Raw genomic sequence first — 18,040 nt, 5'->3', positions numbered from 1 at the left:
GATATTTATTAGTTTAAGTATGAGATTTTTAGATAATGAAATTGCCACCACTCAGAGCGGTTCACTGTTTTGAATCTGTCGCTCGAAACTCTAGCTTTTCGCTTGCGGCTGAAGAGCTGAATGTGACGCAAAGTGCCGTTAGTCATCAGATACGATTATTGGAAGATTATTTGGGCGAGTCATTATTTATTCGTCAAGGAAGAAAGCTCTCTTTATCGGATACTGGTGCTCGTTATTTAGAGGATATTAGCCCGGCAATTAGCTCTATTGCGATGGCCAGCCAAAAGGTGAGAGAAGGGGACAAAGGCAGCATACGTTTAGCGATTTATAGCTCGCTTGCCGTAAAGTGGCTTATTCCGCGTTTGTCTGATTTTAAGCGGTTACATCCGGAAATCGATCTGACACTCAATATGGTTGTTGGTGATCCTGAGCAGACAGATAGCGTTGGTGATTGTTTTATCACGGTAGAGAAGCCAAAGCGCAACTATATGTCGGTGAAGTTATACGCGGAAACGCTGTATCCGGTATGCAGCCATAAAATTTGGAAAGAGTTACAAGATCAACCCATTCCAGAAGCGCTTTGGCGATATCCTATTTTGTCGACAGACTCTATTTATCGTGAGAGAGGAAAAGACTGGGCAGAGTGGTGCAGAGCGGGTGGTTACACTTTGCCAAAAGATGTCGATGTTCAACATTTTAGTCATATGTTGTTGGCAATTGAGGCTGCACGTTATGACCAAGGCATCGCATTTGCGAATGATTTTATGCTCAATGAAAGAGATAAAGCGCATGATTTGGTGTATATCCCTTCTCATGGATTAGAGACGGGGGACAGCTTTTATTTTATTCATAAAAAGAGCCGAGCCAAGCAGGCGGAAATTATCAAACTCACTAATTGGTTGAAGCAACAGTGCTTGTGAAATGACTAAATTGTCATGATTAAGAAAGAAAGTGGCAAAGTTGTGTTTAAATATTTCATGTTTTATTGAGTTTTTATTCATTAACATCAACTTGGTTTTGAAACCGAGTGAAATGGATAGCATGACGTGCTTAAGGATGGGCAAAACACAACCTCAATAATTAACAGGCAGTGAAATACAATGTTTAAAAAAACATGGCTAATGACAGCCCTTCTAGCAACATGTTCTGTTGCAAACGCAGCTCCTTACGTTGGTGCATCGGTAGGTCAAGCATCGTTTGGTGATGTTAATGGCTCTATCAATGGTGGTGGTACTAACGCTAGCACTAAACTTAAACTTGAAGATGACTCAAGCCTTTCAGGCAAAGTATTCGGTGGTTACAAATTCAACGAATACATTTCTCTAGAAGCAGCCATTGGTGGCTACGATGCTTTAGACGGCAAAGTTGTTACTGTTGGTGATATGAAGTATTTATCGATTCAACCAAAAGCGACTCTACCTATTGGTGATCGTTTCAACCTTTTTGCTAAAGCTGGTCTTTCTTACTTCAATGCTGAATTCAAAATTAGCAACTCTGTGATTGACGGTAGCGCAGGCCATACCACCATTTCTGACAGCACTGTAACAGGCATGTACGGTTTAGGTGCAGAGTTCGCTATTACTGAAAACTTTGCTCTGCAAGTTGAATGGGAATACATGATGCCTGAGCTAGACATTGCGAAATTTGGCAATGAAAAAGTAACGGTTGATGCAGACATCAATGTGTTCTCTGTAGGTATGAGCTACCGTTTCTAAGAATACTTATTCAAGTTACCTCTTGGCTTAGTACACGTTTTTGACTTCTGTTGGTCGAGCTGAGTCCAAGCTTTGAATATGTTTAGATATAGCACAGGAAGTTTAGTTGCTAAGCGTCCTGTGCTATTTTTTTGCTTTGGAATAACTCTTAGGAATCTTTGTGAACGATGTCAATCTTAGGTATCTGGATCTACTGTTAAAGCACTTTGAACCTCATCAATATCACTTCGTTACGCTGTCTGAGCTTGAAGTGGTAATTTGTACGTCAAGGCGCAATGTTTCTATTGTGATGAAAAAGCTTGCCTCTTACGGTTGGGTAGATTGGAAACCTGCAATTGGCAGAAGTAACGCTAGTCGTCTGAATATTACTATTTCCCTTCAACAAGCGATGACCGAATTTTTGGTTGAGGAGCTTGGTCGGGGAAGAATGAACTCGATAACAAAACTTATCGATTGGTTCGGCCAAAGTGCTGTCAGGGCGCTGACGATTGCCTCTGAAAAAGTGAACCAGTTGAATGAGTCAAATAACGCTATTTTGATCTCCTCTTACCCTTGGGTGTCTAAGGTCGATCCTGCGAATACTTATCGTCATACTGAACTGCATGTGGCGAAAAGTGTTTATGATGTTTTGCTGACTCAAAATTCCAATGGTGGCATTGAGCCTTCGCTAGCACATGAGTGGAAAATGGAAGGCAATGTGATGACGTTATGGTTGAGGCCTGGAATATATCGTCACGATGGCGAACTTCTCAGCATACAAGATGTTGTTTGGAGCATCGAAAGACTTAAGGAAATAAAAGGACCAGTACACGAGCTCTGGCAGTGTATTGACAGTGTGATTGCCGAAACATCGAGCTGCTTAAAAATTACATTGAAACATCCGAACATGTTTTTTCCATACATGCTAGCCACTCCTCACGCTTCTATTCTTTGTCGAGATGTTGTTTCTTTCGGTTCTGGTTATTCTTACCACATAGGCACCGGACCATTTAAAATCAGTGGTTGGAACCAAGAGAGTATGCTTCTTCAAGCACACAAAGAATATTTTTCAGCGCGCGCATTGTTAGACCAAATTACGCTGTCTCATGGTAATGTTAAGACCTTGAATATGTTGAGTTTTAACCAAACTTCTGATCACGTTGAAGTGGAAAAAATCAGCGCATTTTCATATTTGACCTATCGGGAGCGCGCGGACTCTAATCTCGCAAAAGAAGACTGGCATCAACTTGCCGATTACATCAATGCGCAAAAGAGAATCTATGAGGCGCAAAGTGCCGTTGACAGCATTCAGTTAGTGACTCAAGGGCAAGATTTACTAATAGCAGAGGCTATTGTGACGCCTAAGCTACAAGGTAAAGTAGCGCTAGCTGAGCCAGTCTGGACGATACCAAGTTTAATTCGTCACTCTGAGTGGTTGCACCGAGTGATTAGGGCGACGGGACTAGAGCTAGAGATCGTCATTATTGATGACATTAGTTTTCCTGAAGTCGTATCACATCGAGCGGACTTGCTCCTAATTGAAGAAGTCATGGAAGCGCCGTTTGAGTATGGCATATTTGAATGGCTATCGATAGCAACAGGTTTGCGTTTTAGTTTTGATCAAAGCCAGATGTTGATCCATCGAGAAAACCTTCGCGAAGCCATGGCAAATGCTCAATCTTTACAATCTCTTTTAGGCGTAGAAAAAGCGTTACGAGAGCAGTATCTTTATTTGCCTTTATTTGTTGGCTATGAAGAGGTGACAAAAACACAGCAAGTGCGCGGTGTTCAGGTGAAAAATACGGGTTATAGCGATTTGCATCGTCTCTGGATAGCTCACTTTAACTAGCATATTTCGACACGGTGAGCACAGAGTATGAATACATAAAGCCATCGCAATGATGGCTTTATGTGGAATGTAGAGTTAGAAGTTGTACGACACACTCGCGCCAACAACCCATTGGTTTGCACTATCAACAATCGAGGAATCGCTGATACCGCTGCCTAGGCGAGCGTATTGTGTCATTTGGCTCACTTGCCAGTTATCGTTGATTGGCATGACTAGCTTGTAGCCTAAACCATAGCTTACTGTTGAATCACCTTTGTACGCTTTGCGGTTTGCATTTGCTTCGCGTTGTTTTACGCCAAAGTAGTAATCTACGTAGTCTTCACTTTGATAAGTTAGGTTAGCAAAAGGAACAAAATCAACACTACCGAAGTTCATAATGTGGAAGTAAGTCGCGCCCGCTAAGTAACCTTTGTAAGCACCACTGATATCATGCTGAAGGTATGTTGAAATCACATTGTGTTGATCTAACGTAAAGTCAGTGTTCAAACCTAAATCGACAGCAAAGCGACGTTTATCCGTGCCTTTCAGGCTCTTTGCAATATCACCGTCACGCATGACACCACTGCCAACAAGGTAAGCACTCATGTTGATTAATTCATTGGTGTTACCGAAGAAGCGGTAGTTAATGCCACTTAGATCGGCGTTAAAGTCGTCACCATGGTAACCGCCATTTAGAATTGGAGCTGTATTGTATTTTTGATCTTTGAAAAGATCGCTGCCATGAGCCACTCCGACTTCCGCGTTCCAGCCACCTTCATTGTTGTAGATGTTACCGTTACGAATATAAGTATCACCAGCAACCGCTGAACCAGCAGCAGTCAGAGTTAGTAGTGCAATTAATGTCTTTTTCATCATTTTTCCGAGTTGTTCTGATTTGTTTTGAACACTGTACAAAATGAAGTTGTAAGCCTCTATCAGCAAAGCGTATGGAAATGTAATGAACCATCAGGATAAGAAGCGGAATGTAAGATCGGAGAAGGAAGGTAAGAAAGACAACCGCCGTCGATGGAAAGAAAAAATCCGAGCTGGGGTAGCTCGGATTTAGATTATTTATCAGGTATCGATATTGACTTATTGTTGTTTCGTTAAATTGTATAACGGTGCTAGGTCACCTGTTACTTTTTCGCCATTCATGTCTAGCTTCATAAGTACATTTTCACCAACAAAGTATTGGTTTGGCGCATCTTCGTTTGTCAACGTTACGATGCTGCCGTTTGCATCCCAAGTGAATTGGCCTTCAGACTTTGACTGACCGTCTTCTTTGTCTTGGTAGCTTTCTTCAAGTACGTAAGTGCCATCTTGATTTAGTGTGATGGTCATGTCGATACCTGAACAATCCGCACATGGAAGCGTACCTTTATATGTGCCGTTCCAGTCCAGGGCATTTTGTGCGTTATGCTCAGAGTCTACAAATGTTTCTTCAGTGATGACTTGTTCTTCTGCTACTGGCAGCGTGTCAATTGTCTCTGTAGTAACTTCTGCGCTAGTAGTGACTTCAGTTTCCGTCGCTTGAGGTACTTCAACTGCGCTTGTTTCGGCAGGTTTCTCATCTTGACAGCCTGCAAGAATGATTACCGCGCCTGTTAGTGCCAACATTGTTTTTTTCATTTTATCCCTCTTTAAATCAAGATTTTGTATGAGAGTAATAGTAGACATTTATCAGGTATTTGCGTCATCAAAAAGCAATAGAATGATCTATCTATGTCAATAAAACCGAATATGAGCATGAAATTGTCAGGAAAATCAGAACAATGTAAATGTTGATTGGGATATCAAGCTTGAGTCTACAAATAAATATCTAGAGGGGGGCAGAGATAGTGAAAACAGCCTACATTGCTGTGAGCTGTTTTATTAAATCAGTTAAGAGGCCTTATCGATGTTTGAACGTGAGGTGCTTCGTTTTGTGCTGTCTTCATAAGCGAATAGATCAGCAACAGTACGATGCTCTAGTTCACCTTTCAAATGACCATGCTCATCGACAACGGGCAGTGAGTATTCGCACGACATGGTTTCAGTCAATATTTGCTCAATGGCTGAATGGGGAGAGATGATAGGCACTTCTTCATAGATATCATCATCCCAGCTTGGGGGTTGAGCTAACTTAGTCGCGTCTAGTAACCCTTGTTGCGTTATCACGCCTTGATAGCCTGCATCGGTCACATGATAAGCATAATTACGTTTAACACGTTTCATCTCACTGAGCGCTTCTTCAATGGTTTTAGCGGCAATGCGATATGAAGGTGGCTGCATCACAGTCTCAACCGTCAATGCTCGCGCTCTATTGACGTCTTTTACAAAGGCTTCAACGTACTCATCGGCAGGATGCAGCAATATTTCGTCTGGTGAACCTTGTTGCACAAGCTCACCGTCTTTAAGGATCGCAATGCGATCGCCAAGGCGCAGTGCTTCATCTAGATCATGAGTAATGAAAATAATGGTTTTGTGCAGCTTCTGTTGCAGCTCTACCAGCTGATCCTGCATTTCGCTCCGAATCAGTGGGTCCAACGCTGAGAATGCCTCGTCCATTAACAGTATTTCGGCGTTGGTTGCCAATGCTCGCGCGAGGCCTACGCGTTGCTGCTGACCACCTGATAGCTGAGCTGGGTATTGGTTCTCATAACCCGTTAATCCAACGGTATCCAACCATTCGTTTGCTTTTGATAAGCGCGCTTCTTTACTTATTCCTTGAATTTCCAAACCGTAAGCGATGTTGTCGATAACAGTGCGATGGGGCAATAAGCCAAAACGTTGAAACACCATCGACATCTTATGACGACGAAACTGCTCTAACTCCTTGTTAGAAAGCTGCATGACATCTACCCCTTCCACCAAAATCTGTCCCATGGTTGGATCGATTAGGCGATTGAAGTGGCGAATCATGGTGGACTTTCCTGAACCGGATAAACCCATGATGACGAAAATCTCGCCCTTTTTAATTTGGAGGTTGATGTCTTTTAGCCCGACCGTGTGGCCCGTTTCCGCTAACACGTGTTCTTTACTATGTCCCAACTTGACGCGCTCAATCACGCTGTTGGGTTTGGGTCCGAAGATTTTATACAGACCGCTGATTTCGATAAGTGGACTAGTCATGCTTTAAATCTCCTAGATGGGCTTGAGTGCGTTTCGCATACGCTTGTGAAGCGCGGTCGAAAAGAATCGCTAGGGCGACAATGGCTAGACCATTTAAAAGACCAAGAGTGAAATATTGATTGGTAATCGACTTAAGAACGGGCTGGCCCAAACCTTTTACCCCAATCATCGATGCGATGACGACCATCGACAGTGCCATCATGATCGTTTGGTTGATTCCCGCCATGATGGTTGGCATTGCGAGCGGAAGTTGGACCCCAAAAAGCCGCTGTTTACTGCTGGCACCAAATGCGGTTGCGGCTTCCAACACTTCTTTATCTACCAAACGAATCCCCAAATTAGTTAAACGAATAACAGGTGGAATCGCGTAGATCACTACTGCGATGAGGCCAGGAATTTTCCCGATCCCGAGTAACATCACAACTGGGATGAGGTACACAAATGCCGGCATGGTCTGCATGACGTCGAGTAATGGTGTCACAACTGACTGAATACGATTAGAGCGCGCCATGGCGATGCCGATAGGGATCCCGAGTGTGATTGCCAGCATGGTACACACCGTGATAATACTGAGCGTGCGCATTGTGTCTTCCCACATGCCGAAGTAGCCAATCAGGATAAGTGAGCCAAAACATGCGATAGCCAGTTTCCAAGAGCGACTAGCGGCATAAACGAGGGCGGTGCAGACGCCTAAAACAACGACCCAAGGTGTTGAAATAAGCAGTTTTTCAAACCAGACAAGAAATGAAAGGAGCGGATCAAAGAGAGACTCGATAAGTTCACCATATTCACGAGAGAAATCTCGGTAGGCGCCATCGAGTGTTTTGCGAATCGCTCTAAGATCAGAGCGATCCATTTCTGGGAATTCGCTGAGCCAATTCGAGTCAGACATATTTACTTCCTTTTCTGATATATCTAGGTGGCCTCAAGAGACGTGATTCAGCAAGAATGGCTGGGATCGTAGACCAAGTAATGATTGGTGGTTCGATAGGTCCTCCATCTATTGTTTTACCCTTTAGGCTCATTTCAATGCAGTCGACCTGCACTTTATAGTTACTTAGGGAGACACTCTTTTAATAAAATAATCATTAGTGTTCAAATGAATGATTTGATCGGATTATAGTTTTTCTTCTCCAATAAAATGAATACATTAGCGCGTATTTGTATGAAAAGTCTGCGCAAACTAACGTTTTTATTATCTAGATAATTAGAATTGATCTTTTTGCTCGTTTGTCACCAAAGTTTGTCAATTCTTAGATGTCTAATTAATCCTGATGTCTTACGTATTTATCGTGTCGATTTTTGCAAACTTAGTTTATTGGCATATGCTAAAAATGTTATTGGCATATGCCAGTTTAAGGCGTAATTTGACCCTGTGTTTTCGAGGGATAATGATGGCAAGACCAAAGATAGAAAGACGAATATGCGGACGTGCTGCACACCATTGTTTCAAACCCAATGGCGTGCCATTTCATCAGTTGGAGCAAGTCGCCATATTACCAGAAGAGCTAGAAGCACTGCGTTTGGCCGATTTAGAGGGTCTTAGCCAGCAGCAAGCTGCTGAACAGATGGGCGTCTCTAGACAAACTTTTGGTAACACAGTAAAAAGTGCAAGATTGAAAGTCGCAAAAAGTTTAGTTGAAGGTCATGCATTAGTTTTTCCGGATGAGGAGTCAAACTTATGATTTATGCTATTCCTAATGATGGTGAGCGGGTGGCAAACCACTTTGTTAAAGCACCATATATTGCTATTTATTCTGATACTGACGGTATGCTGAAAAACTTAGCGAACATTGCTTCGATGCCACAAGCAGGTTGCAATGCGAAGTCTCAGTTAATTCAGTCTCTGCAAGAGTACAATGTGGATGCTGTACTTGTACGAAATATCGGTGAACGCGCACTAGCCAAATTACTTCGTAGTGGCACGCAAGTATTCAGGCTTTCTACCCGTAGCTCATTGGAAGATGTACTTGCGGTTCCAAGAGAGCCTCTCATTGAGCCGTCTCAAGGTCGTCCCTCAAACAATCATAAGAAAAATGCTCACAAGCCAAAAGGCGGTTGCGGTTCCTGTGGTTGTGGTGGCAAAAAATCCAAACCCTCCTTGCTGGCAAGACCGAAAGCACCAGCAGGGCTACTTAAAGTGACATCTCGCCCTGCTATACTTAGGCTAAAGACGATGGCTAATAAGGCAGGTTAATATGGTTTGGTTATTTACCTTTCTTGGTTTTCTCGCAATCATTTTGTTGATGTCGCTTGGCGTCATTTTCCACAACAAGCGTATTCAAGGGAGTTGTGGCGGATTGAATAATGTCGGTGTTGATAAGGTGTGCAATTGTGAAACCTCTTGTGCAGAGCCTGAAAAACGTTTGTATCAAATATCCGAACCTAACTCGTCATCTGAGCGCTAAGATCTTTTGCCCATTTCGGTAAGGTGTGTTTAAACCAGTCAATGTATTTACTGGTCTGCGGGTTCTGTCTCGAGACCAGTATGTTCACCACTTCTACCACCATCCACGTTTTAGCTATTGCAATCGTTCTTGCTAAATTACTCACATCGCCTTGCTTTGCCGTCTTGGTATAGGTATGCGCCACACCAAGATAATCTTCGAGTGTGCCCATGCCTTTGACTAGTGGCGCTAAATCTATCGCGATATGCCCTGTCGAAAAACGTTCCCAGTCGAACAGCACCAAATCGCCATTATCTCGTCGCCCCCAGTTCCCGGCATTGGTGTCTCCAGAGATCAAATTTTTGGCGTTGAAAAGCGGGCCGGATTGCTCTTGTAGCTGATAAAAGAACCGCTCTGTTTTTGCGTCTAGTTTGAGCGTGCTTAAAGCTTGGGAAGTGGCTGGTTGTGCCCACTGATGAGGATGATAAACACCATTTGATGTCGGAGATAGTCTATGTATTTTAGCTAGTTGTTCTATCACGCGCGGCTCTTCAAGCAGGAATTCTTGATTGAAAGAGTGCGGGATATACTCGATTCGTAACGTATTTTGTTGGTGATCGTAATCAATGAGCTCAGGTACAAGAATGCCAAGTTCATTGAATGGTTTAGCCTGGTGTTGATAAAAAGCGACCTCAACCTGTTCTACCTGCTGCTTTTCAATGAATGAAATGCCGTGTTTTTCTACCAGATAAACTTTGGCACTGCCCATCTGGTTAAGCTCTTGCCTTGACATGAGACATCCTGTCTTTTGATGGTGGAACCTTCACTTACCTTAAACGCGAAAGGTGTGTGCTCCAAGAATACTTAAAGAGAACATTGAAACAAAATAATGCAATGGTTTGAGTATAAAATTGTCGCTGGTGTCTAAATTTTACACAGTGGCTTTTACGCATCGTTAACCACGTTCTACGCTTAATATTCGATTTAAACAAGGAGAACCAATATGGCTGTAATAAAGCAGGATATTCCAAATCGTGTAACGGTTTATCATGACAATGTCGGTCAAGAACAAGAGCTGAAAAATGCGATGCTGCCAGAGAAACCGCGCTACTTTAACGGTGCTCCGACTTACAAAGCGAACAGCATCGAAGAGTTTGAAAATAAAATCAGTCAGATCGGTTTGTCTCTCGATAAATAAATTTTAATTTACCTAAAAGCGCCCTCATTTTGAGGGCGCTTTTTTATTTGATTGATTTGAATCGTAGGGAATTAACCTTGTTGAGCACTGCCTTGGCAGACTTGTTTTTGCACTGCTGGTGGCGCAGGCTCGTAATGGCTTAAGGTCATACTAAAGCTGCCTTCACCACCAGTGATGGAGCGTAATCGACGAGCGTAATCTTGCAGCTCATTTACTGGTGACTTAGCTTTCAACAACGTGAATTGGCCATCGATCGGTTCAGTGCCTTCTATTAATCCTCGATTACCTGACAAATCCCCAGACACGTCACCGACGTTTGTGGTTGGGACGTGTAACTCCATTTGGACAATTGGCTCTAACACAATAGGATCAGCGTTGTTAATCGCATCTAAAAAGGCTTTCTTACCTGCGATGACAAATGCAATTTCTTTCGAATCGACGGAGTGATATTTACCGTCATAAACGGTGACTTCCACATCCTTAATTGGGTTGCCAGAAATCGCGCCTTCCTCTAACGCTTGCAAAATACCTTTTTCAACAGCAGGAATGAGCGCGGTTGGAATAGCGCCACCCACCACTTTGTTGATGAACTTAAATCCCGCGCCACGTTCGAGTGGACGAACCTTCAATTGCACTTCACCAAACTGGCCTGCACCGCCACTTTGTTTTTTGTGTCGATAATGCCCTTCGGCAGGTTTGGTGATGGTTTCAAAGTATTCGACGCTTGGTTGGCAGGTTTCGACGTCCAGTTTGTACACGTTCGCCATCTTTTCTAATGCGACTTTGAGGTGAAACTCCCCTTGGCCGCTGATGATGGTTTCGTTGGTGCGAGCACGATGTTCGATGCGCAGCGAAGGATCTTCACTGGCAATTTTATTCAGCACATCTCCTAATTTTTGCTCATCTCCACGCTTAAGAGGCTTCAAGCACAAAGAATACATGGAGTCAGGAAGATCCAACGTTTTGAGTTGAACACCATCTTCTTCGTGAGAGTCATGAACGATTGAATCGAATTCGAGATCATCCACTTTGGCTAAAACGCAGAAGTCGCCCGCAAGCGCACGAGGGATCTCGGTTCTATCTTTGCCCTGCAGTTGATATAAGTGCCCAACTTTAAATGCCTTGTTGCTTTCGCCAATATAAAGCTGGCTGCCCGCATTGATTTCACCCTGATACACACGTAAGTAGGCAAGTTTTCCCATATATGGGTCGACGCTGACTTTGTACACGTGTGCGACGGTGTGCTCTAAAGTTTCGCAATTTACTTTGATTTTTTTGCCGTTCTTTTCCAATAGAGGAGGGTTACCTTCGTTTGGCATGGGCATGATCTCCGCCAAGGTACGAAGCAGAAGCTCGATGCCCGCGCCGGTTTGTGCTGAGACAAAACAGACCGGAATCACATGTCCAGTTCTCAGTGCTTCTTCAAACGGATCATGCAGTTGCTCTGCGGTGAGTTCGGAGCCTTGTTCCAGATACAGTTCCATCAGTTCTTCATCGACTTCGATAACTTGGTCAATCAAGGTCTCATGAGCTTCATCTACCGTCGCAAGTAAGGTTTCTCGTCCCAATTCTGGTTCGAAATAGCAGTCAACTACAGATTCCCCGTCAGCCGAAGGTAAGTTGATCGGCAAGCAGTGGTTCCCAAAATGCTCAACGATGTTCTCCATCAATCTTTCTAACTGACTACCGTGGTTATCGAGCTTATTGATGATGATCATCTGACATTTTTGCTGCTCTTTAGCAAAGGTGAATAAGCGATCGGAAGTTTGGTTTAGTGGGGTTTGAGGGTCGATGACAAGGGCGGATGTTTCAACGGCAGGAAAGACGCTGATCGTACGGCCAAGTAACTCGTTTTGTCCCGGAGTGTCGATGATATTGAGCCGATGTTTATTCCAGCGCAGTGCGACTGGCGTTGCTTCAATGCTGTGTTGATATTGGATGGATTGAGGGTCGAAGTCGGTAACGGTATCGCCTTTTTCTACGCTGCCTAAATGGTGAGTGGCATCGCAGGTGAAGAGCAGTTTTTCTATCAGCGTGGTTTTACCGGTCCCGGTTTGGCCGACGAAAGCGATATTGCGTATTTTGTTTATAGGCATAGAGCCTCCTTGCAAGATGGCGTGAAAAACCTACGAATTGCTAGGAAGTGGGTTGTTAGAGAAACCCACGCACTGCATTGGAGTAGGGCGGGATTACCGCCTATTCGTCTTCCATGTCATTTTCCGGATGACTCGATGCATAAGACCACCTTATTGGACTACTGTAATCTTAGCATGCCGTAATAACCGTATAATTTATGTGACTTATTTCATGATGGGGCTGATTGTTTTTTTATCGAGATCATAAACTCAGAGGTTCTGACTTTTGGAGCAAAACCTCTGGATTGTTTAGGCTATTTGGAAAGAACGATTTCGCCGTCGCGATAAACTAAGCTCGGCGTTATATCTTGTCCGAGCAACACCGGGCCATCAAGATCGACAACGCTCGCCTGAGCAGCAATGGGTAACGCAGCACGCATCGCCAGCGAAGTCCCCAACATACAACCGGACATGAGGCTAAAACCGAGTTCTTTTGCATCGTCGGCTAGTAATAGTGCTTCTGTGAGCCCGCCCGTTTTATCTAGCTTAATGTTCACCATTTCATATTTGCCAACCAGCTGATGTAATTGCTCTCTGGTGTGACAACTTTCATCGGCGCAAAGTGGAATGGGGTGCGAAATGCTGGCGAGTGCGTCGTCGCAGTCTTGTGGCAACGGTTGCTCGATCATGGTGATATTAAACGGTTCGAGTTGATCAAATACCGTCGCGAGGTCGAGGTTTTGCCACGCTTCATTCGCATCTAAGACAATTTGTGCGTGCGGTGCGGCATCGCGTACTGCTGCAACGCGCTCAATCACGTTTTCACCATCCAGTTTTACCTTAAGCAGTTTTGCGCCTTGGCTAAGGTAAGCTTGCGCCTGTTTTGCCATCGCTTGCGGCGTGTCGATAGAAATCGTCATCGCTGTCACAATCGCCTCAGGTAGCGTAAAGAGGTCGTGAACCTGCTGCTTGTGGTTCAAAAGCGCAAGAAGATGCCAAAGCGCGCAATCCAACGCATTTCTTGCCGCTCCTGCGGGCAATAATGATTGAAGCTGGCTTTTGAGAGCCATGACATCAGCTTCGCCTTTGGCATACAAACTTTGCAGTTCATGCGCGGCGTGAGAAATCGCCTTAATTACCGATTCAAACGATTCACCATAACGAGGGTATGGCGTGCATTCTCCTTGTGCGATCATGCCCAGATGTTCAATTGTCACGCGGACTACGTGGCACTCTGTCCGACTGCCGCGAGAGATGCGAAATGGTGTCGCCATAGCAATCGTGACGGGTTCTACATGAATTTTCATCTCACTAGTTTTCCCTAAACCGCAGTTATTTTCTAAACCGTAAATGTTTCCTAAATCGTAAGGAGCCTATCTGCAACCGCATCAACGCCAAAACGCACAGGGTCGGTGACGGGCACCTGATATTTGTCGCTCCAATCCTGGCATAACTGGGCAGCATCTTCTTCGCTGATCGCCGAAGTATTTAAGCAAATACCCACTAATTGAGCTTTTGGATTTGTTAGGCGGGCAGCGGCCAGATTCGCTTCTATCGTTTGTTCAATGGTTGGCAAGCTCGCATGTGGTAAGTTGCGGATGTGCGGGCGACCAATCTCATGGCACAGTACCAGAGCGTCCGCTTGTGCGCCGTGAAGTAAGCCCAAACTTACGCCAGCAAACGAAGGGTTAAATAACGAACCTTGCCCTTCGATGATGTCCCAATCGTGGTCGGTGAAGTCGGGGCTGATCGCTTCTACTGCGCCGGAGATAAAATCGGCAACTACGGCATCAATCGAAATGCCACTGCCTGCGATGAGAATTCCAGTTTGACCCGTTGCTTTGAACTCTGCGCGACAGTTTTTACGCTTTAATGTGTGTTCAATGGCGAGGGCAGAGTACATTTTGCCAACGGAGCAATCTGTTCCTACAGTAAGTACTCGCTTGCCTGCGCGAGCTTTGCCATTGCCGACCTTGAGCGGGGCATCATAATGGCGAACATCATACAGTTTGGTTAATCCGCGTTGTTCTAGATCGGCAAGAGGAGCAAATTCCGCCAAACGTTGGTGCATGCCCGATGCAATTTCAAATCCCATTTCTGCCGCTTCAAGTAAGGTAGCTTGCCAAGTTTCGGGAATGACGCCTCCCGGGTTTGCTGTGCCAAGCACCAGCGTTTTTGCTCCTTGCTGCTGCGCTTGTTGTAGTGTCATGTCGGTTAAACCAAGTGATACGGTTTCTGGCGTCAGGCGGATTTGGCCAAGACAAATCTCAGGTCGCCATTGGTAAATGCCACGCGCAGTTTTTGCTGCGAGTGGATCGGTTACATCGCCAAGAAAGAGTAGGTAAGGTTGAGCAATTTGCATGATGGTTCCCTTCGTCATCGTTATTGCTCATTAATGTAGCCAGACTGATTTAGGAAACCGAATGCTTATTTGTTAGGCAGGTATAACTTCAGGTTATACCTTTAAACCATCTGTTGTTTTAGGGCGGTGATAAATTGCTTTGTCGCAATGGATTGAGGTGTGTGCTCTGCGAATAAAATAGAGACAGAGAAGGACATGTTTGGCTCCAAAGCATGCACGGAAACGGCATCATCTTGGCGATATTGTTTTGCAGTCCATGGGTCTACAATGGCGAACCCTGCTTGGTGTTTCACCAGTTCAGCCGCCGCGGAGTAGCTGCGTACGGTGATGGCATGTTGATAATGCTCGTCACGCGCCGACAAGGTTTGATGCAGCAATAAGCCCAGAGGGTCTCGGCTATCTAAACCGATAATGGGTAAATCGTGACTGATGAGTTCTTCTAAAATAACGACTTTTTCTGCGGGTATCGCTGCGCTTTTAGGAGCGATCAGTGCTAAGTTTTCTTTCAATAACACGTGCCCCATGATCGCTGGTGGTGTTTCTTCACCGAACGCGATGGCGACATCCAATTCATGTTTCAGCAACCCGGAGCACAGCTCATCGCGATTGGCCGTTAAGAGCTCAAAGGAGATGCCGTGCTCTTTCGACAACAACGCGACAGTCGGCGCTAACAAGTGCGCAGCCAAAACAGGCGGGGCACCGACTCGTAAATGTTGAGTTCCCTGTTTGACTTTGTTGGTCAGAGAGCGAAATTGTCCGAGTTGTTGATAGACCTTTTCTGCCTCTGGCAATAAGGCTTTGGCTTCTTGAGTGGGAACGAGACGTCCCTTTACACGCTCAAATAAAGCGAAGCTCAGTTGTTGTTCTGTATGGGCGAGAACTCGAGTGACATTAGGTTGGGAAACGTGCAGTAAGCGAGCAGCACCAGACACCGTTCCTGCTTGCATAATGGCGTAAAAGACTTCCAATTGTCTTAAGTTCACTGCGAATTCCTTCTGCTCATGTTGGTCGCCTCAGAATACCCAACCTTGCTGATGAGCGATAGAGGCAAAAGTGCTGGCGTAAAAAATAGTAAGACGATGTTGGTTGCCTTCTTATCTCGCTTTTTCAATTTCTCAACTTCTCAATTTCTATGCTTCACTTTGCTGCTGCATGAAGGGGCAGATCGTTAAACGGCTCAACGTCTCGGCTGAGTAATCCCATCAATACCACTGCTAATACCATGACAACAGCTGCGATTGCAAAACCGTATTGTGTTAGCTCGTAATGACTCAACATCGCGATTAATACATAACTGAGAGATTGAATGGTGGTGGAAAACATGCTGATACCGCCATCGACGCGACCTCGTTGATGAACCGCTACGGTGTGATGCATCCAGTTGACTCTCGCAATGCGATTTAGCGCGTTAAATACGCCAAACAGCGCCGTAAACAACAAGATGATTAGAGGGGTCATCGCAAAACTCATTCCGATAAACGCTAGAGATACCATGACCATCGAAGCAAACATAATGTGGCTATGGGGAGCACGGCTTAGCACTTTGGTGACAATGAAACCTGTTAGTAACGAGCCGAGACCAAAACTGATGTTGAACCCTGCAAACCAATCGCCAGAGATGCCTTGTTCAGAAAACCAAATCGGCACCAATTTGCTCAAATACGTCAATGCAGGATAAGAGAGGCAAGAGAGCAGAATAAAGCCATAAAAGCGGGGTTCGAGACGGAATATTTGTTTGCTCTCTTTGAGCTGTGCGATGAAAGCAACGGACTTTGATGCCCTCAATTGTTGGGTATACGGCGTCAGAATATAAAACATCGCCGCCAAAGCGGATGCGCTGGCCGCAAACAAAGCAAACTCTTTCATGCCCCACATTTCAAGCAAAACAATACCCAACGCGCCAGCTCCGAGGGTTGTGGATTGCATTACAATTTCTTGCTGACCCGAAATTTTTGCGTATTCGTGATGCTGATAATTTTCTTGGGTGAAGGCGTTGTTGGTCGTCCATGCAAAGTTACTCGAAACCCAGTACACCAATTGCGCAAAAGCCAGCAGCCAGTGGGACTCAAAACCCAACCAATAAGCAATGAACACCACCAAAGCCATGCCCGATTGAATCCATTGATTGAGCACGAGTAGTACTTTGCGTGAATGTCGGTCAACTAAAGTGGAAAAGAAAGGCGTTGCCAGAAAAGAAATCGCGGTGCAGCTCAGAGAAACTAAAGCGACGAATGTACCCATGTTAGGTTCGGAAAGCATGACCCATGGCAGCGCCATCATGAATAAGCCAGAGGAGATACTGTCGAAGAAGCGGCCTGCTAAGTACGGCTGAGTTTTATTTTTCATTATGTTTGCCTCAAGTTCCCTTTGGATTTCAAAACGTTGACTTATAACGGTGCTATGTTTGTCGACCAACTTGTTCATTCCGAACGCATTATTTCGAGACCATCTGGGTTTAGCGTTAATTAAGATGGTGCAACTTTAAAACCTCAAGTAAACTTGAGGTAAAGCATTTTTTAACAAAATTGATACACAGGGAGTCAAGGATGGAAATCAGCGTAGGAGAAGTGGCAAAACGTTCTGGAGTGAAAGTATCTGCCCTACATTTTTACGAGCAAAAAGGACTGATTTCGAGCTGGAGAAATCAAGGTAATCAGCGCCGCTACCATCGCAGTGTGTTGCGCCGTGTTGCGGTGATTAAAGCGGCGCAGCAAGTGGGGTTGTCGTTAGAAGAAATCAAACATGCGCTAGATGAGCTGCCGAAACATCAAGCGCCAAACAAACAGCAATGGGAAGTCATGGCGAGCCATTGGCATGAACAGTTGGAGCAAAAAATTCAAAAGCTCAAAGCCCTGCAAAACGATTTGGGCGGATGCATTGGCTGCGGGTGTTTGTCGTTAGAAACCTGCGCACTGCGAAACCCAGAAGATGTGTTAGGCAAAGACCACTCGGGTTCTAACTTAACGTTAGAAGAGTAGATGTTATACCTATTCTTTGTCGAAACTGTCCACCACAATTGCACCCATTGACGCCGGCATTGTGATGACGATGACCCGTTTTATCGCAACCAAAGGCTCATTCATTAGTGGCAGCTTATCAAGACAGAAAAGAACTAACGCCACCACAACGGCCGCAATGAGGTACGCGATAACCACACGAAAAATAAAAATGGATACGCGATTTTTGATGTGGCTTTGGAACACGCTTTGATAGGCGAAAAAACTGAGGAAAATGACAGAAAGGCTTAACAGCATGAGCAGGTTTGCCATTGGCAAGCTTTCACCTAGTCGCCACGCCTCTTCAGAAAAAGAGATGGGTACGGCGAGGGCAAAAGCGCCAACCAACACTTGGCTGGCGTCTTCTAAGTTAAAGTGACTACTCATGC

At 44.9% G+C, this 18,040-nt stretch carries 19 protein-coding genes; 8 read left to right on the top strand and 11 right to left on the bottom strand.

What is annotated here, in order from left to right:
• Nucleotides 1–35: 35 nt before the first annotated feature.
• From B7360_RS08510 to B7360_RS08500, 3 genes are all read left to right on the top strand, one after another.
• Nucleotides 36–920: a LysR family transcriptional regulator gene (locus tag B7360_RS08510; RefSeq protein WP_005392662.1), complete on the top strand. Its 885-nt coding sequence runs from the start codon at nucleotides 36–38 to the stop codon at nucleotides 918–920.
• Between the two features lie 180 nt (nucleotides 921–1,100).
• On the top strand, nucleotides 1,101–1,715 hold the full coding sequence (locus B7360_RS08505; RefSeq protein ID WP_005373936.1) for an outer membrane beta-barrel protein: 615 nt from the start codon (nucleotides 1,101–1,103) through the stop codon (nucleotides 1,713–1,715).
• A gap of 160 nt (nucleotides 1,716–1,875) precedes the next feature.
• Nucleotides 1,876–3,543 (top strand): ABC transporter substrate-binding protein, encoded by a 1,668-nt coding sequence (locus tag B7360_RS08500; protein ID WP_085343292.1) that lies wholly within the window; start codon nucleotides 1,876–1,878, stop codon nucleotides 3,541–3,543.
• Nucleotides 3,544–3,618: 75 nt separating this feature from the next.
• Here B7360_RS08500 and ompV read toward each other — a convergent pair whose 3' ends face one another.
• The 4 genes from ompV to B7360_RS08480 all read right to left on the bottom strand — a co-directional run bounded on the left by ompV (nucleotide 3,619) and on the right by B7360_RS08480 (nucleotide 7,525).
• Nucleotides 3,619–4,395 (bottom strand): outer membrane protein OmpV, encoded by a 777-nt coding sequence (ompV, locus tag B7360_RS08495; RefSeq protein ID WP_074189814.1) that lies wholly within the window; start codon nucleotides 4,393–4,395, stop codon nucleotides 3,619–3,621.
• A gap of 219 nt (nucleotides 4,396–4,614) precedes the next feature.
• Entirely contained in the window at nucleotides 4,615–5,151 is a 537-nt protein-coding gene (locus tag B7360_RS08490) for a copper resistance protein NlpE (protein WP_046873821.1), read from the bottom strand.
• A 252-nt stretch (nucleotides 5,152–5,403) separates the two neighbouring features.
• The gene (locus B7360_RS08485) at nucleotides 5,404–6,633 is read right to left on the bottom strand and encodes a glycine betaine/L-proline ABC transporter ATP-binding protein (RefSeq protein WP_085343291.1); all 1,230 of its coding nucleotides are present in this window, start codon (nucleotides 6,631–6,633) and stop codon (nucleotides 5,404–5,406) included.
• A complete protein-coding gene (locus B7360_RS08480; protein WP_046873819.1) occupies nucleotides 6,626–7,525 on the bottom strand; it encodes a proline/glycine betaine ABC transporter permease in 900 nt (299 codons plus the stop codon). The genes B7360_RS08485 and B7360_RS08480 overlap by 8 nt, the downstream gene beginning before the upstream one ends.
• A 502-nt stretch (nucleotides 7,526–8,027) precedes the next feature.
• Between B7360_RS08480 and B7360_RS08475 the strand changes: the two genes are divergently transcribed.
• The 3 genes from B7360_RS08475 to nqrM are packed head-to-tail and all read left to right on the top strand — an operon-like array spanning nucleotide 8,028 to nucleotide 9,041.
• Nucleotides 8,028–8,318, top strand: coding sequence for a DUF134 domain-containing protein (locus B7360_RS08475; protein WP_005392669.1), 291 nt, complete (start codon nucleotides 8,028–8,030; stop codon nucleotides 8,316–8,318).
• Nucleotides 8,315–8,830 carry a NifB/NifX family molybdenum-iron cluster-binding protein gene (locus B7360_RS08470; RefSeq protein ID WP_048624742.1) on the top strand — a complete coding sequence of 172 codons (516 nt, stop codon included), beginning with the start codon at nucleotides 8,315–8,317 and terminating at the stop codon, nucleotides 8,828–8,830. The genes B7360_RS08475 and B7360_RS08470 overlap by 4 nt, the downstream gene beginning before the upstream one ends.
• A 1-nt stretch (nucleotide 8,831) precedes the next feature.
• Nucleotides 8,832–9,041 carry a (Na+)-NQR maturation NqrM gene (gene nqrM, locus B7360_RS08465; RefSeq protein ID WP_085343290.1) on the top strand — a complete coding sequence of 70 codons (210 nt, stop codon included), beginning with the start codon at nucleotides 8,832–8,834 and terminating at the stop codon, nucleotides 9,039–9,041.
• Here the strand turns inward: nqrM and B7360_RS08460 are convergent.
• The gene (locus B7360_RS08460) at nucleotides 9,019–9,813 is read right to left on the bottom strand and encodes a phosphotransferase (RefSeq protein WP_085343289.1); all 795 of its coding nucleotides are present in this window, start codon (nucleotides 9,811–9,813) and stop codon (nucleotides 9,019–9,021) included. The genes nqrM and B7360_RS08460 overlap by 23 nt on opposite strands.
• Before the next feature lie 210 nt (nucleotides 9,814–10,023).
• Here B7360_RS08460 and B7360_RS08455 point away from each other — a divergent pair, with 210 nt between their 5' ends.
• Entirely contained in the window at nucleotides 10,024–10,218 is a 195-nt protein-coding gene (locus B7360_RS08455) for a hypothetical protein (protein WP_085343288.1), read from the top strand.
• A gap of 71 nt (nucleotides 10,219–10,289) precedes the next feature.
• Here the strand turns inward: B7360_RS08455 and fusA are convergent, their stop codons facing one another.
• From fusA to B7360_RS08425, 5 genes are all read right to left on the bottom strand, one after another.
• Entirely contained in the window at nucleotides 10,290–12,314 is a 2,025-nt protein-coding gene (gene fusA / locus B7360_RS08450; protein ID WP_085343287.1) for an elongation factor G, read from the bottom strand.
• Between the two features lie 293 nt (nucleotides 12,315–12,607).
• Nucleotides 12,608–13,600, bottom strand: a complete 993-nt coding sequence (dgcA, locus tag B7360_RS08440) for an N-acetyl-D-Glu racemase DgcA (RefSeq protein ID WP_085343286.1) — start codon at nucleotides 13,598–13,600, stop codon at nucleotides 12,608–12,610.
• 50 nt (nucleotides 13,601–13,650) lie between these two features.
• Nucleotides 13,651–14,655 (bottom strand): N-acetyltransferase DgcN, encoded by a 1,005-nt coding sequence (gene dgcN, locus B7360_RS08435; protein ID WP_085343339.1) that lies wholly within the window; start codon nucleotides 14,653–14,655, stop codon nucleotides 13,651–13,653.
• Nucleotides 14,656–14,756: 101 nt separating this feature from the next.
• Nucleotides 14,757–15,638 (bottom strand): LysR family transcriptional regulator, encoded by an 882-nt coding sequence (locus B7360_RS08430; protein WP_085343285.1) that lies wholly within the window; start codon nucleotides 15,636–15,638, stop codon nucleotides 14,757–14,759.
• Between the two features lie 154 nt (nucleotides 15,639–15,792).
• Nucleotides 15,793–17,001, bottom strand: a complete 1,209-nt coding sequence (locus B7360_RS08425) for an MFS transporter (protein WP_085343338.1) — start codon at nucleotides 16,999–17,001, stop codon at nucleotides 15,793–15,795.
• 200 nt (nucleotides 17,002–17,201) lie between these two features.
• On the opposite strand from B7360_RS08425, the gene soxR reads away from it, so the two are divergent.
• On the top strand, nucleotides 17,202–17,633 hold the full coding sequence (gene soxR, locus B7360_RS08420) for a redox-sensitive transcriptional activator SoxR (protein ID WP_005392679.1): 432 nt from the start codon (nucleotides 17,202–17,204) through the stop codon (nucleotides 17,631–17,633).
• A 9-nt stretch (nucleotides 17,634–17,642) separates the two neighbouring features.
• Here soxR and B7360_RS08415 read toward each other — a convergent pair whose 3' ends face one another.
• Complete coding sequence (locus B7360_RS08415) at nucleotides 17,643–18,038, bottom strand: DUF2391 family protein (protein WP_005373896.1); 396 nt, start codon at nucleotides 18,036–18,038, stop codon at nucleotides 17,643–17,645.
• Nucleotides 18,039–18,040: the final 2 nt, after the last annotated feature.

Source organism: Vibrio sp. ArtGut-C1 (genome assembly GCF_002105475.1).
In the GTDB taxonomy this organism is placed as follows: Bacteria; Pseudomonadota; Gammaproteobacteria; order Enterobacterales; family Vibrionaceae; genus Vibrio; species Vibrio diabolicus.
The sequence above is the reverse complement of the archived record's forward strand: the minus strand, read 5'-3'. Positions and strand labels throughout refer to the sequence as shown.

Bases quoted from the DNA above. Each gene is read 5' to 3' on its own strand.
- B7360_RS08485 (WP_085343291.1), bottom strand. From the start codon at position 6,633: ATGACTAGTCCACTTATCGAAATCAGCGGTCTGTATAAAATCTTCGGA.
- B7360_RS08455 (WP_085343288.1), top strand. From the start codon at position 10,024: ATGGCTGTAATAAAGCAGGATATTCCAAATCGTGTAACGGTTTATCAT.
- B7360_RS08425 (WP_085343338.1), bottom strand. From the start codon at position 17,001: ATGAAAAATAAAACTCAGCCGTACTTAGCAGGCCGCTTCTTCGACAGT.
- B7360_RS08460 (WP_085343289.1), bottom strand. From the start codon at position 9,813: ATGTCAAGGCAAGAGCTTAACCAGATGGGCAGTGCCAAAGTTTATCTG.
- nqrM (WP_085343290.1), top strand. From the start codon at position 8,832: ATGGTTTGGTTATTTACCTTTCTTGGTTTTCTCGCAATCATTTTGTTG.
- dgcA (WP_085343286.1), bottom strand. From the start codon at position 13,600: ATGAAAATTCATGTAGAACCCGTCACGATTGCTATGGCGACACCATTT.
- B7360_RS08490 (WP_046873821.1), bottom strand. From the start codon at position 5,151: ATGAAAAAAACAATGTTGGCACTAACAGGCGCGGTAATCATTCTTGCA.
- ompV (WP_074189814.1), bottom strand. From the start codon at position 4,395: ATGAAAAAGACATTAATTGCACTACTAACTCTGACTGCTGCTGGTTCA.
- B7360_RS08415 (WP_005373896.1), bottom strand. From the start codon at position 18,038: ATGAGTAGTCACTTTAACTTAGAAGACGCCAGCCAAGTGTTGGTTGGC.
- fusA (WP_085343287.1), bottom strand. From the start codon at position 12,314: ATGCCTATAAACAAAATACGCAATATCGCTTTCGTCGGCCAAACCGGG.
- dgcN (WP_085343339.1), bottom strand. From the start codon at position 14,655: ATGCAAATTGCTCAACCTTACCTACTCTTTCTTGGCGATGTAACCGAT.
- B7360_RS08470 (WP_048624742.1), top strand. From the start codon at position 8,315: ATGATTTATGCTATTCCTAATGATGGTGAGCGGGTGGCAAACCACTTT.
- B7360_RS08475 (WP_005392669.1), top strand. From the start codon at position 8,028: ATGGCAAGACCAAAGATAGAAAGACGAATATGCGGACGTGCTGCACAC.
- B7360_RS08480 (WP_046873819.1), bottom strand. From the start codon at position 7,525: ATGTCTGACTCGAATTGGCTCAGCGAATTCCCAGAAATGGATCGCTCT.
- soxR (WP_005392679.1), top strand. From the start codon at position 17,202: ATGGAAATCAGCGTAGGAGAAGTGGCAAAACGTTCTGGAGTGAAAGTA.
- B7360_RS08510 (WP_005392662.1), top strand. From the start codon at position 36: ATGAAATTGCCACCACTCAGAGCGGTTCACTGTTTTGAATCTGTCGCT.
- B7360_RS08505 (WP_005373936.1), top strand. From the start codon at position 1,101: ATGTTTAAAAAAACATGGCTAATGACAGCCCTTCTAGCAACATGTTCT.